This is a genomic window from Paenibacillus sp. SRL342, assembly GCF_984798905.1.
Genome location: NZ_OZ481790.1, coordinates 2,035,294 through 2,048,021 on the forward strand (window position 1 = coordinate 2,035,294; position 12,728 = coordinate 2,048,021).

General features: G+C 36.2%; 14 protein-coding genes and 1 pseudogene. 10 read left to right on the forward strand and 5 right to left on the reverse strand.

Going from position 1 to position 12,728, the window contains the following annotated elements; genetic code table 11:
* Positions 1–81: 81 nt before the first annotated feature.
* Positions 82–552 carry a hypothetical protein gene (locus AC4E8D_RS09320; protein WP_339307653.1) on the reverse strand — a complete coding sequence of 157 codons (471 nt, stop codon included), beginning with the start codon at positions 550–552 and terminating at the stop codon, positions 82–84.
* Positions 553–884: 332 nt separating this feature from the next.
* Between AC4E8D_RS09320 and AC4E8D_RS09325 the strand changes: the two genes are divergently transcribed.
* On the forward strand, positions 885–1,271 hold the full coding sequence (locus AC4E8D_RS09325; protein WP_017689551.1) for a DUF423 domain-containing protein: 387 nt from the start codon (positions 885–887) through the stop codon (positions 1,269–1,271).
* Between the two features lie 123 nt (positions 1,272–1,394).
* Here AC4E8D_RS09325 and AC4E8D_RS09330 read toward each other — a convergent pair whose 3' ends face one another.
* Positions 1,395–1,967 (reverse strand): hypothetical protein, encoded by a 573-nt coding sequence (locus tag AC4E8D_RS09330; RefSeq protein ID WP_076318334.1) that lies wholly within the window; start codon positions 1,965–1,967, stop codon positions 1,395–1,397.
* 496 nt (positions 1,968–2,463) lie between these two features.
* Between AC4E8D_RS09330 and AC4E8D_RS09335 the strand changes: the two genes are divergently transcribed.
* The 3 genes and pseudogenes from AC4E8D_RS09335 to AC4E8D_RS09345 form a co-directional block, all read left to right on the forward strand.
* Positions 2,464–2,691: a hypothetical protein gene (locus AC4E8D_RS09335; RefSeq protein ID WP_490206111.1), complete on the forward strand. Its 228-nt coding sequence runs from the start codon at positions 2,464–2,466 to the stop codon at positions 2,689–2,691.
* A 146-nt stretch (positions 2,692–2,837) separates the two neighbouring features.
* A complete protein-coding gene (locus AC4E8D_RS09340; protein ID WP_074094349.1) occupies positions 2,838–3,443 on the forward strand; it encodes a hypothetical protein in 606 nt (201 codons plus the stop codon).
* Positions 3,444–3,658: 215 nt separating this feature from the next.
* A pseudogene (locus AC4E8D_RS09345) lies at positions 3,659–3,787 on the forward strand (YunC family protein); the annotation flags it as partial.
* A gap of 630 nt (positions 3,788–4,417) precedes the next feature.
* Here the strand turns inward: AC4E8D_RS09345 and AC4E8D_RS09350 are convergent.
* The gene (locus AC4E8D_RS09350; RefSeq protein ID WP_490206112.1) at positions 4,418–5,149 is read right to left on the reverse strand and encodes a hypothetical protein; all 732 of its coding nucleotides are present in this window, start codon (positions 5,147–5,149) and stop codon (positions 4,418–4,420) included.
* 161 nt (positions 5,150–5,310) lie between these two features.
* On the opposite strand from AC4E8D_RS09350, the gene AC4E8D_RS09355 reads away from it, so the two are divergent.
* Positions 5,311–6,762 carry an SEFIR domain-containing protein gene (locus tag AC4E8D_RS09355; RefSeq protein ID WP_490206113.1) on the forward strand — a complete coding sequence of 484 codons (1,452 nt, stop codon included), beginning with the start codon at positions 5,311–5,313 and terminating at the stop codon, positions 6,760–6,762.
* Positions 6,763–6,968: 206 nt separating this feature from the next.
* Here AC4E8D_RS09355 and AC4E8D_RS09360 read toward each other — a convergent pair whose 3' ends face one another.
* Entirely contained in the window at positions 6,969–7,211 is a 243-nt protein-coding gene (locus tag AC4E8D_RS09360; protein WP_111271496.1) for a helix-turn-helix domain-containing protein, read from the reverse strand.
* Between the two features lie 377 nt (positions 7,212–7,588).
* Between AC4E8D_RS09360 and AC4E8D_RS09365 the strand changes: the two genes are divergently transcribed.
* From AC4E8D_RS09365 to AC4E8D_RS09375, 3 genes are all read left to right on the forward strand, one after another.
* On the forward strand, positions 7,589–8,008 hold the full coding sequence (locus tag AC4E8D_RS09365; protein ID WP_111271497.1) for a hypothetical protein: 420 nt from the start codon (positions 7,589–7,591) through the stop codon (positions 8,006–8,008).
* 543 nt (positions 8,009–8,551) lie between these two features.
* Positions 8,552–8,836 (forward strand): hypothetical protein, encoded by a 285-nt coding sequence (locus tag AC4E8D_RS09370; RefSeq protein WP_490206114.1) that lies wholly within the window; start codon positions 8,552–8,554, stop codon positions 8,834–8,836.
* 551 nt (positions 8,837–9,387) lie between these two features.
* On the forward strand, positions 9,388–10,008 hold the full coding sequence (locus AC4E8D_RS09375; protein ID WP_490206115.1) for a hypothetical protein: 621 nt from the start codon (positions 9,388–9,390) through the stop codon (positions 10,006–10,008).
* 72 nt (positions 10,009–10,080) lie between these two features.
* Here AC4E8D_RS09375 and AC4E8D_RS09380 read toward each other — a convergent pair whose 3' ends face one another.
* A complete protein-coding gene (locus AC4E8D_RS09380) occupies positions 10,081–11,634 on the reverse strand; it encodes a serine/threonine-protein kinase (RefSeq protein ID WP_490206116.1) in 1,554 nt (517 codons plus the stop codon).
* Positions 11,635–11,884: 250 nt separating this feature from the next.
* On the opposite strand from AC4E8D_RS09380, the gene AC4E8D_RS09385 reads away from it, so the two are divergent.
* Both AC4E8D_RS09385 and AC4E8D_RS09390 read left to right on the forward strand, forming a co-directional pair.
* A complete protein-coding gene (locus AC4E8D_RS09385) occupies positions 11,885–12,178 on the forward strand; it encodes a hypothetical protein (RefSeq protein ID WP_490206117.1) in 294 nt (97 codons plus the stop codon).
* A 40-nt stretch (positions 12,179–12,218) separates the two neighbouring features.
* Positions 12,219–12,704 (forward strand): hypothetical protein, encoded by a 486-nt coding sequence (locus AC4E8D_RS09390; RefSeq protein ID WP_490206118.1) that lies wholly within the window; start codon positions 12,219–12,221, stop codon positions 12,702–12,704.
* Positions 12,705–12,728 lie beyond the last annotated feature (24 nt).

Consider the following 12,728-nt stretch of genomic DNA (forward strand, 5'->3'; position numbering starts at 1 on the left):
TTTTGGCAAAAAATATAGATTATTCTTATGTGTAAACCCATTCATTTTAATTATAAGGAAACATGACGCTGATGCAAAGCGTTACATCAGCGTCATGCCTACCAAGATAAGTCCAACGAATAACAGAATCATGATCCCATTTAATAGGGTTCCGATAATGGCAAAAACTTTCTTTCGATTCTTGAGGACAAGACCAATAATTCCGACGATGACTCCGGCCAGATTGAGAATCAGGCAGACCAGAATGGCTAATGAAGCCAGAACCACTGCTGGATGCAAGGCGATCTCTTCTGTCTGCAACGGGGTGAGAACTCCGATGGACTCGTTTACAGCCATGGTGGCAATAAAGAATATCAGAATATAACCCAAGATTGCAACCAGCCCAATGACAAAGCTGGCGATTCCAGGTCCGGAATGTTTCAGTGGTGCCATCGGTTGCCTCTGATGATCTGGCGGGTATGCTTCATGCCCATTGTTATTGTATGGATCTGCATGGCCAGGATTCTGATCCGTTTTGTTATAACCTGAATTATAGGAATCGCGATTATCCATAATGTTGACTTGCCTCCCTTAATCATCGTACTGAGTGTTATTAACCTAATCGATGAGTAATGATTAGCTTCATCCCATCTTCTCGATACTGAAAACCAATCTTTTTGAACTTGCACTTAAAATACAACGATTACATACCTGTTTACTTTTCCATAAATATCGATAAAAATCAAGGATTTACGCTTGTTTCCTACAATTTATAGGGCAGGGATAGAATTGTTAAGTATAAACAGACATATGATCTTTGAAGCTCCGTCACGACTGGTAAAGGAGGAGGGGATTCGATACAATAATAGGAGTGAACTGTAGTTAAATTAAGGGAGAGAACTTATATGCAACGAAGATGGATGATGCTTGGAGCTGTAATGACCATGTTATCGGTGGCGATTGGAGCGTTTGGTGCTCACATGCTCAAGGATACGATTGGGCCCGCGGCCATAGCTACATATGAGACAGGTGTACAATATCACATGATTCATGCATTGGCTTTGCTCATTATTGGCTTGACGGCTGGTCAACTTGGAGCATCGACAAAACTGAAGTGGGCAGCGCGTCTGTTGTTTATCGGAATTATTGTGTTCTCGGGCAGCTTGTATGTGCTTAGTATTTCTGGCATCAAGATTCTGGGTGCCATCACACCGATTGGTGGGGTAGCCTTCATTGCCGGATGGTTGTTATTGGCATTAGATGTATGGCAGCGAGGTAAAGATCGCTCTTGATCGGTCCAAACAAATCTCGGAGGGTTCAATCCTACATGAACCATAGAACTAAAAAGCAACTTGCGTTAGAATGTCCCGTCATTCTAACGCAAGTTGCTTTTTGTTTTAATCCGATGAAGTTAGTTACAGAAACTCATCGATTTCATTGGTTCGGAACGTATACACCTGTTTTTCATCAACATGGTAGATGCTCACAATACTGGTATCACGATCAAAATTCAGAATACGGCAAGGAATGCTCTGATGTTTACCGTTCTTGTTATTGACAACAATACGAGTGAGTTTATTCTCTTTAATGAGCGTGTCAATCCACGCGTCAAATGAGTTTCCATCGGATACATTGGATGTTTGGGTGGCAGGCTTTTTCTCGCTAACCGGTTGTTCTTGTAGATTCTGTGTTTTGACTGGAGCAGGTGAGGCAGGTGTCTGAGCTGCAGTGGACGCCTTCTGTGCTGCGTTGGCTTTTTTGCGTTCGTTGTGAAGTGTGACGAAAGAGTCCTTCTTGGACTGGAGTGTCGCTTCAATAATTTTGCCTAGCTCTATGCCGGATTGAATCCGAAAGTCCGCAATTTGTTCTTCATTGTTTATGAACTCCAACAGGGACTGCAGTGCCAATGCATTTGAGCGGCTCTTAATAAGTATATCGACATTAAATAAAAAGCCGATGTCCTCTTGATTGGATAAGGTTTCTTTCATTCATCCCAGCCCCGTTAAAAAGTATGTCAGCTCAAAAAAACGCTTCAATTCACTATATCATTAAAAAGGAAATTATCATAGTGCTAGAGACGCAGAAATATGCCGATTAGAATGGGGAAATATCACAATTAAACCTTATTATTCACGTCTTTTCGAAGTTGTCCACAAGACAATCCAGAATGAGGAAACAACATTCGTGACCTGTGGAACAGGAGGTGGATCGGGAAATTTGTTGACCGATGCAGTCTATTATTGTTGGAGAGCGCGTATTGGCATGTGCGGAGCAACTTATCGTATCTCATTTTGGAGTAGAGTCGCAAAGTGCTGTTACACGTAAATAATGAACCCGTATGAGACAACATTCATCTTATGCCCACTTTAATTGTTTGTACTATGACGTTTAACAACCGTCTTCTCGTTATTATGTTACAATATGCTCATCACACATTAAGGAATGAAGACCATGCATCAAGAGGACAGTGTATTTGAACAGATTATGAAGCAGAAAAGATTGAAGCCTGTCAAGCCTGAAACTACAAAAGTTGAAGCTAAACCAATACATAAAAAGAAACTAGCTCAGGAGCCACTAAGTGAATTGGATGTCCAGTTCAAAAAGTCGGTAGCTGAATCAATAGATCGAAGTGTACTTCATAGACGTGTACTGGGAATTAGAAGAGAGTTAACGGAGATAAGGCGATTAAAGAATGATGAGCATACGTTTTAAAGTAGGCCCAATTCAACTCACCTTGGGTGAGGGGGGCTTTTATTGGTGTTTATTCCCTGCGTTCTAATCCCTTCTATCGAATCCCATAGACCCGCTCCTTTTGGCATGGTATAATCATTCCATAATTTAGGAGACGAGGTCTACATATGAAGAAGTTGGTTTTATCGTTTTTAGTTTTATTATTGTTTGTCGTTTCAACTACATATGAACCAGCAACAGCAGCTACTAAGTATGATTTTAAGAACGTAAATTGGGGTATGACAGTTAATCAGGTTAAAAAGAAAGAAAAATCTAAATTGCTAGATCAATCAAAAATAAAGGATATCTCGTTATTGGAGTACAAAACAACGGGATTCAGAGTCAACGCAAAACTAGTATACATATTCTACAAAAACAAATTAGTACGTGCAGTATACGAGATTTATCCTAATGATTTTAAGAAAACGACTATGGACAGAGTTTATAAATACTTCAGTATAAAACGTGACCTCTTTGACGAATATGATGCTTCAATTAACTTCCAAGATGGTTTAACTCCAAATGGAAAGCGAGTTCATTATGACGATGACATAGAAAAAAATCTACTCTCGGGTGCGGTTGCTTTGGAATGTAATTGGGTAATTGACAAGAAAAAAACCAGTATTAGTTTGATGTTGGCTAGGGTTACTGATGCTGTAAGGCTTAGAGTGATATACACTGATTATAATTTGAAGTATGACCTTGATGAACTTATAGACGCTCAAAAATATTAACGATTATTATGAGAGCTACCTCATTTCTGAGGTGGCTTTTTATATTTCATTGAAAGCTCAGTTCTACTATCTAAGTCTGCGTAAAAGAATTACCAACAATATATTTGAACTGTAAGTACCCACATTTTCTCAAACACGGCAGGTGTCCACACGACAATCCAGAATGAGGCATACAATTATCGTGACCTGTGGAAGAGGAGGTGGATTGGGGAATTATGGTGACGATGGAGCCCATTGTAGTTGGAGAGCATGTATTGGTAGGGGTAGAAGTCAAGCTGCCCAAAACAACGTTGTTGACCATTAACACATCCAAAGGATATATCATGTGCGGAGCAACTACCGTATCCCATTTTGGAACAGAGTCGCAAAGTGCTGGTGCACGTCATAGACCCATATGGGACAAGCTTTCATTAGTTTTCAAAAGTGTTTGAAAGGACTTGCGAAACGCTAAAAAAAATCAATTGTGATTCAATTTTGTGACGCTTTTTGTGACGCTTTAGAAATGGTGCAAGCTGTTGACTGGTGTGGATTTGCAAGGCGAATTAATCTTTTTCTGTGACGGTTATTATGCGTATTTTATGATTGCTATCAACCCTTTTGACATATTGTCAAAACCCTCACTTGCATATACAGTTACAATAAAAAATAACCCAAATAACTTTTAAAAGTGTAGGGGATTATTATTCTAAACGATTTAGTACTGGAATAGTTTAGGCATTAGGTCTTTAACGTAATGGAGAAAAGCCTCCAATCTTATGCTTAACAGTAGGGGGAGGATGGCTACTAAATTCAGAATAAATCTCAATAATTTGTCTCTCCAACGTGCAAGGCCGATTGTTACGTATAACAGGATGATAACTGTTTGGGAAGAAGCAACAGATGAAGAGGTTGAAAGAATAATTCTTAAAGACCATGAATATTACATGATTCACGACGAACGTTGAATTTCAAGAAAAAAGCTACCACTAGGGCAGCTAATATTTAGGGAATGTAGCATCATTTTTGAGGCTTAAGTATTGTTGTCTACAAGTCCTATAAAATCCATCTAGTTTTACTGAGTGGCCAGTTTTGATTTTAGCTAAAGGATAATCTTTCAAGACATTACCCAATAGATCGATCATATGTATAGCCATGTTTGATAAGCTTACTAAATGTATTTTTGTAAGTATAAAGCTGGTCTCATCAAAAACAGAATTATAGGTTTTATTGTCAATGTAGTGCACATTAGTTAAAGCATCTGTTAGATTTGAGTGTGCAAAATGTTTGTTTATATGCTCGCTTTTAATGCTTCTCAATTTATCGGAGTGGGAAGGATAATTATTGTTCAGCCACTTATTTACTTTATCTGAAACGTCTTTTTTCGCAATAAGATGTCCTGGAAATTCAGGATTATCTAAAACGTAGTTATTTTGATTGGGCTTGTAAAGTGAGTAACTTGCTAGTCCTACAGACTCAATTGCATTTCTTAGTGATTGGTATGCTTGAATTGTGTGAAGTCTAATTATTGACAGTAAAGAAAGGGACAAAGATTTATTCATTTGGGTTGAGAACGCATTAAATACATATGCAGTGGCATCAATCTTTTCAATAAAAGTCCAAGAGTATTCTATAACTTCTTTTGTAAATGTAAAATAACGACCATGGATATCTTTTGCATTCTGAATTAATCTGTCCTCTTCTTTGGAGAGATCATAAATTGAAAACATTTAAAAACTCCTTTTTTATTCAAATATACCATCTCGAATAATTTAAAACTATATACTGTACTTCTTTCAAACGAAAGTCTGATTTCATAATTTCCGTAGTTTACAAATCTGATGGTATAATAAGTTTGATTGCATCTTAACTTGATGGGGGAAATAAGAGAATGGATACACTTCAAAACTCAAAGGTTCCTGTAGTATTTATATCTTATAGTTGGACTACACCAGAACACGAAAAATGGGTTTACGAATTAGCTGAAAGGTTAAGAGAGGCCGACGGAATAGATGTGAAATTGGATAAGTGGGATTTGAAAGAAGGGCATGATAAATTTGCCTTTATGGAGAGGATGGTGACATCTCCAGAGATAGATAAAGTTCTTATTATATGTGATGAGGGGTATAAGTCTAAGGCAAACAGTAACAAAGGAGGAGTGGGCACAGAAAAACTTCTCATTACTCCTGAAGTTATGGAGAATGTTGAGCAAAACAAAATCATACCCATTGTCTCAGAATTGGATGAAGACGGAAACCCCTACTTACCAACCTTCCTTAAATCGAGAATATATATAGACATGTCAGATACGGCGAAGTTCGAGGACAGATATGAACACTTGGTTAGAAATATTGTGAACGCTCCTTTGTACAGAAAGCCTCCATTGGGGAAAAGACGCGTCTTTGATGATCAAGAAACTACAATCTTTCTGAGAACTGGTGGTATAGTGCACCAAATGCGTAGAGCTGTAGAGAGTAATCCACGTAGATTGTCAGCTTTGGCTTCTAATTTTTCAGATTCTTACTTTGAGGACTTGGATCAACTACGTATTAACTATGAAGATTTCGACATGAATGCTCCAGATGAGAAAATTATTGAAAAATTGAATGACACCATTCCATTAAGAGACAATTTTATTGAGACAGTTAAAATTCTAAGCGAAAATGATGTAATTGAAACAGAATGGCTTATTGATTTTTTTGAAAGGATCTTTGCCTTTACTGAATTCAGAGGAAAGGGCAATTCCAGCGACTTTCAGTGTGACCACTATAAGTTTTTAATTCAAGAATCATATATTTATGCTTGTGCGGTTCTTTTGAAGCAGTCAAAATACAGAATTATCAACGAATTGATATCGTCAAGTTATATTTTTGAATATCAACGGGGTACATTAGAAGGAAAATTTACTGATTTAAGGTTTCATCTTTCTTCCTTAGAATCAAGAAACGAGAGAATTGGTTCTAGAAAAATAAGCTATACAGCTTTCCTAATAACGGAAAGAATCAATGCAGCTCTCATCACTAAGCAAGAGCTGCTAGATACAGATATGATATTGTTTTATCTCTCAATAATGCTCAATGTATCGCCTGATCGAGGTGGATGGTTTCCAGTGACATTTATTTATAGGGATTATATTCAACCAATTAAATTACTAGCAAGGCTAAAGTCAAAACGAAGAGCGGAGTCAATTCTTGATTTGTTCGGTTATGCTTCCATCGAAAAACTTCGATCTGCTATAACTTCTTATGAGCATGAATCAGGCTATCGATTTGCTGGGACAGGAAACAATATACCATACATTAAATATTACATTAAACCAGAAGAAATTGCGGTAAACCCATAACCCCAAGAGAGGAATAATCCTCTCTTTTTTTATCCTTTTAAAAGATTAATTTTAACAATAATTAAGCAGTCCTAATGGATTGCTTTTTTTATTTTATGAGCGGGAATAAAAAGACGATCTATTACGTACTATATCGCATTTCATCCTGTTAGAGAAAAGTTGACGGTAGAATTTAAGCAAAATAGAAAAACAAAAAAAGACCCAACTCATTTTGAGTCAGGTGCATGATCTATGTCTAGTACTTCTTCAAACTGAATCAGCTCAGATATGTCTTTGATATCTAGTGCAGCGGCTATCTTTGTTAGCATATCAAGGTTAACTTCTTGTCTGTCAGCCTTGGCAAGTTTCGAAATTCTGGCTTGACTAACCCCAGACATAGATTCAAGTTGTTTTTGTGTTAGATTGCGTTGTTTAAGTACCTCTTTAAGTTTAATTTTAACCTTAAGCATAAATTACCTCCAGACAGTTGACAATATATGACCCTAAGTGTATATTTTAATTATGACCACAAGGTCATAATTTGGATGAATTGAACAATTAACACCTGTGTACACATTGTACACTATCTGTAACTTTTCATCATCAAAATTTGTACCATGTAACTTGTGCTTAGATTTCCAAAAGCAAATCAAAATAGCAACAACATACTTTAAATATTGTTCTTATAACAATTACAGAAAGACAAATTAATGCCGTTTTACAAAGTTATTCAATCTGAAAGGAGCGTCGTATGCACATGTATAAACATGGCAAGTTGATCAAAGGGCAGTTATGCGTTCGTAGCATTCAATTAAACAAATCCAAACTTTAAAGGAGAAGAATATATATGACAACCGAGTATATCAGACCAACTTGGACAATTGAAGAGGTTATCGTTGATTGTAACGTAAGTAAAAAGGCTATTGCTCTTATCGACAATTTTAAGGCTATCTTGGTTACTGAGGAGTTGCGCTATGAGTTCATGATGCGTGTTCCATTTGATCCCAATGGACATCAAGTTTTCGATCTTCTACACGAAATGAGAAAAGAGCAACTTTGTCTTAACCCAATGTCAGATGAGTCGTTTCTTGATATGTACTTGTTAAATCCAATTCAAGCATTACGGCAATATTTTAAACATAGCATTGTCCCTGCTCATGAAGAGCGTATCCAGCAATGGAACATCGATCTAAAAGAGTTGGTTAAACTGAAACAAACGGATTACTCAATTCATCTTAATAGGGCGTTGACAGCGTTGTATAAGTAAATTCAATTTTGTCAGTAACATTTTACTAGAACGGATAACGTTGTAACGTAAAAATATCTTATCAATCTGATTACAACAAGTTGATACATAAAAATTCTGTGAAATGACGATTTGATTCACACTTATAAGGTAGTACCAAATTGGTACGTGAGTTTTGAAGTAAGCACAGTTTGTGACGAAAAGGGGATAAACATATGAAACCAATACAATTTATCAAGAACCTAATTAAAGAGTAACGTTACAAGCGTTATGAAGAAGAGTATTACAACTTATCAGAGCAAGAGCAATCTTACTGGACACTAGATACGTATCAGATGCAACGTGAAGCCATTGATGTATTCTTCAGATATCCTTCACCATGTGCTATGCTCACATTAGCATTACTGGATCGTGCAAGACAGCCACAATGGACAGTGTTAATGAAGGCTATGGATACTAAAATGAGACATAAGCATAAGCCGCAATCCTTTGCCCTGGAAACAATGTATTCGGAAATGTTTGATGAAATCATGGCTCCATCCGTGTAGGAAAGAGGAACATAAAATGATATCTGACGGATCATTAGTTGATGAGATCATGAGTTTGAATACTACGGATATTCCACTATATCGTACAGTGGAAAAAGTGAAGTATCAGAAGAAGGTGAGAAAGCGAAGACAGACTAATAACATTACAACTGAATTGGAAGGTTTGTATCATGACTTGGTTAAAGAGGGATCACGATTAGACATCACAATTGAACGTAGGATGAAGATTAGAAAGGAACTCGCACTGATCAGGAAACAGAAACGATTAATGGATCAGGAGATAACAAGACAAGTTGAATAGATATATGAGGATGACACAAATGGGTGTTGTCCTTTTTACATTATATATTCGTGGTCTCAATAAGGACAAAATGCCCACATTGATTCATGACTATATTACTCGTAAAGTTTAACCTAGAAGCCCCAAACTGAGGGTAACTGTTTAAGGTGAGTTGAAATTCCATCCTCCTTGATTGGGCGTTATGTCGAACTTGAATACAAGTCTCGAATAATGACCGAAAATTGGCGTGAGTCACAGATCCTATAACAATTGTTTAACATTGCGTAAAACATAACGAGATATTCCTCGGAATGGTCTCTAGGACAGTCTGTCCTAGAGTCAACAATCTCCTCTGAAGGGCTACGGTACTATTTCGTTTGAAACGAATAACTTACCTTCACTGAGAGGAGAACATTTTTCTCACGCGAAAATTTTGTCCAACGAGGATTGTATAAGACGTTTGGTTTGAAGCCACATCGTTAATCTGAGAACGGAAATAATCATTTTCTAACTTCAAAGTTAAAAAGAGGTCAGGTTCAGGTTGAATCTGAATTGACACGGTAACCTTGAGCATGTTAAGTGGTATAATATTCCTATCATACATAAGGAGTGGTAAGGTATTGGTATGGACGATAGATTGGATAAAGGCTATGTGGAAAAGTGGTGTAATAGGAAGCGTTATAATGCCTTTGATTGCAGTACTTATAGGTTGGTGGCTTGCTAACTGGAGAGCAGACAGAAAAGAGAAGAGGGCTGAACAGAATCAGTGTCTTAAGTTATTACATATGCTTAGACATGAATTAAATACTGTACTTAAACATTATGATGCTAAAGGGAAGTATTACTTGAGAAACCCATTAACAGGACAAATAGTAAACAACAGTTCACTCTTAAATGTAGAAGATCACAAAGAGTTACTGGAAAGGTTATGGGAGTACATGCGTGGCTATGAATCTCTAAATACTGCAATTGAATCAATTCCTGCTATGACAACTCCAAAGCGTAAAGTTATCTTTGACATGAGCAAGAGATGGTGGGGAGATTATGATCTTGTCAAGTATAACAAGCTTTCTAAACATGTTGATGATGAGATTGAAATTACAATAAATGGATCTGTGAAGTATATTATTGATGCTGCTAAACCACTATTAGAAGAGGTAGAGAAACAGATCAGGTTGATTGAGAATACATAACCGAATTGGATTTGTTTAAGTAGATGAGTCTTTTGTAATGTCTAAACACTAAAAAGAGGGGGAATCCCCTCTCTAAATATTCTGAACTAAGATCTCGTTTACTACTTCTATAAATTTATCCCCAGCTAGTACTTCACTTTCAAATTTAGAACCAAAAACCCCTAAATGGTTAATTGCCTGTTCTAATCCGTCGAATTCAATTGCAAAGGGTTCTTGGACGTTTTTTGGCTTCTGATATAGTCCACTTATTTTATTCTTCATTAGATACCATCTACCATAAATGTTATCTTCCTCTTCGACAAGTAATAGGTTAAATCCATGAGTCGCTACTATGTCAAAATAACCCCATGCAAGTATCAATTGATTGTTTAGTTTAGGACATTCTAAAACCTTGAACTTTCGTTGATCAAATCTATCGAATCTATCCGTTCTTTCCTTCATGAAGTCTTTATCATAAAGAACTTTAAGTTTTATTTCGATCCGTTGATGTGAAGGTAAATGCATTTTGACAACAAAATTATCCCTTTGTAGGTTGTTAAACGGCTCTAATGTGATCTTTTGGTTTGCTGTGTACTTGGTGTTGAACAATTCTATAAATTCTTGCAATGGATCATAAATACTTTGTTTAAATTGATAGTTAATTCTTTTGATATGTGCCAATCTTTCGTTCTCTTCCTGTTCTCGTAAAAGTCTCTGTGTTTTAGCTGATTCATCTTTAGCTACTTTGGCGTTAACTAAATTTTCAATCATACCTGATATAGGTGTAGAAGGCATATTATCTACACTGAGGTCTTTCTCAATTTCATCCCAATTTTTATATCGTTGGTTCACATTTTTTTCTAACATTTTATTGATAACTTGTACCAGACCATTTGTAAGATTGGAGTTTATCTGTTTAATGGGTTTTGCATTTTGAAAAGTGTGAGCTTCTTGCCAACTTGATTGATCTGATTCATTTTTTACAGTGTATGGATGCTGAAGTGTTGCCAACTCATAGAAAAGGATTCCCATAGAGTATATATCATTCTGTATGGTGTTTTTATCTTGAACCCATCTTTCGGGAGCCATATACTTGACATGCCCAATTCCCTTGAACGTTATTTGTCGTGTGTTTTCTGTAGCGATTTTTGCCAACCCAAAGTCAGCTATTTTCAATACTCCATCATGAATTAATACATTGTCTGATTTAATATCCCTATGCACTAAATTAAGGCTGATATGCTTCATACCTTCAATTAATTGTGAGAAAAGTTCTCTCAATACTTCAATAGAGAAAAATTCCCCTGTAATCGTTTGGGCTTGAAGATGACTTAATAATGTTCCTTGATTTGCATATTCCATTATTAAGTATTGCGGCAAGTCAGGATATTTATGCCCATCATGTATGTAAACATATTTTATGACATTCTGATGAGAAATTGTTATTGCAGTGCGACATTCGTTCATGAAAGTATCATATGCACTTTGAGATGGGAAGCCTTGAGGTAGTGTTTTAAGTGCAAATTGAGTACCATCAGATTGCTTTCGAATCAAGTAAACAAAACCAAAACCACCATGTCCAATCATTTTTACCACTTCGTAAGCATCATTATTGCCATCATAGACAGTTACACCTGGTGCAATCATGGATAATTCCTCCTTCAATTACGGTGGCTCTATTATATAATATCTAACATTCATGCACTACATAATTAGATAGACTGCTGAACACAGATACATTCAGAAAACATAGGTATACAGACACATGTTGTTGTATAATTGTGGTAGCAAAGTAATTGTATTGATAGGAACTAGCGTATTTATGTATTGATTATTTTTTAAAATTTGCAAAGTTATTCTTAGTGAAATAATACTTTCATTAAAAGGGTGAATGATCATGCTGTATGACATTAAATCTTATTCAGAGGAATCAGGTAAGCCACTTAAATGTACTATTAAGGCTCTGCATAAGGGTGAATTAGTTCGCAAGGTAACATTGGAATACGGAGGAATTTATAAAGTTGTTCCTGATAATACAAACAAACTCAAACATCGAGACAAAGTGGGTATGTTAGTGGGATTTAAAGTAGATAGGTTAAATAATCCATTGAAAGCTAGAATTAAGTTTGATGAAACTGGCAGGATAGGCTATGTTGAGCTTGAAGATCTGCACCATTTTAAAAATGAATAGTTCAAACAAACATTTTACATAGAAAAGAGGACTGATACCTGTGTTCTGGAAAAAGAAAAAAAAGAATCTCAAAAATTCGGTTGAGTATGTAGGATTGCTTTTTGCACAATCAATTGAGATATCTGATAAGTTTTATCAAAAATTATTAAATGAAATCCCCCAACACAATTTAGTAAAAGATAAAGAAAATCACTGGTATTTCTATTTTTCTGTAGCCGCTGTTATGACAGGACTATTAGAGCTTGGAGATGATTATGAAGAAAATTACATACAAGTAATAGAACGTTTAAACAACTGGGATAAACAGGGGGTAGAAGCGTCCCAAGATTTTAACAACTATTTAAGAAATAGTCCTTTATTGGCTCAGGGCTTGGATAACCTTTATTTGATTATAACTCAATGGCTATATTTCAATGTTAAGGAGTCAACGGACATTGACAATAAAGAAATAGATCCTTTTTTAAACGCTGGAGAAGCCATTTCGGAATTGTTTTACGGTTGGTACTCAAAGAATGGGATCAAATGAGTCTTTTATAGAAAGGAGGTTACC

Coding starts and splice junctions, on each gene's coding strand:
- AC4E8D_RS09320 (WP_339307653.1), bottom strand. CDS start 552: ATGGATAATCGCGATTCCTATAATTCAGGTTATAACAAAACGGATCAG.
- AC4E8D_RS09325 (WP_017689551.1), top strand. CDS start 885: ATGCAACGAAGATGGATGATGCTTGGAGCTGTAATGACCATGTTATCG.
- AC4E8D_RS09330 (WP_076318334.1), bottom strand. CDS start 1,967: ATGAAAGAAACCTTATCCAATCAAGAGGACATCGGCTTTTTATTTAAT.
- AC4E8D_RS09335 (WP_490206111.1), top strand. CDS start 2,464: ATGAAGCAGAAAAGATTGAAGCCTGTCAAGCCTGAAACTACAAAAGTT.
- AC4E8D_RS09340 (WP_074094349.1), top strand. CDS start 2,838: ATGAAGAAGTTGGTTTTATCGTTTTTAGTTTTATTATTGTTTGTCGTT.
- AC4E8D_RS09350 (WP_490206112.1), bottom strand. CDS start 5,149: ATGTTTTCAATTTATGATCTCTCCAAAGAAGAGGACAGATTAATTCAG.
- AC4E8D_RS09355 (WP_490206113.1), top strand. CDS start 5,311: ATGGATACACTTCAAAACTCAAAGGTTCCTGTAGTATTTATATCTTAT.
- AC4E8D_RS09360 (WP_111271496.1), bottom strand. CDS start 7,211: ATGCTTAAGGTTAAAATTAAACTTAAAGAGGTACTTAAACAACGCAAT.
- AC4E8D_RS09365 (WP_111271497.1), top strand. CDS start 7,589: ATGACAACCGAGTATATCAGACCAACTTGGACAATTGAAGAGGTTATC.
- AC4E8D_RS09370 (WP_490206114.1), top strand. CDS start 8,552: ATGATATCTGACGGATCATTAGTTGATGAGATCATGAGTTTGAATACT.
- AC4E8D_RS09375 (WP_490206115.1), top strand. CDS start 9,388: ATGTTAAGTGGTATAATATTCCTATCATACATAAGGAGTGGTAAGGTA.
- AC4E8D_RS09380 (WP_490206116.1), bottom strand. CDS start 11,634: ATGATTGCACCAGGTGTAACTGTCTATGATGGCAATAATGATGCTTAC.
- AC4E8D_RS09385 (WP_490206117.1), top strand. CDS start 11,885: ATGCTGTATGACATTAAATCTTATTCAGAGGAATCAGGTAAGCCACTT.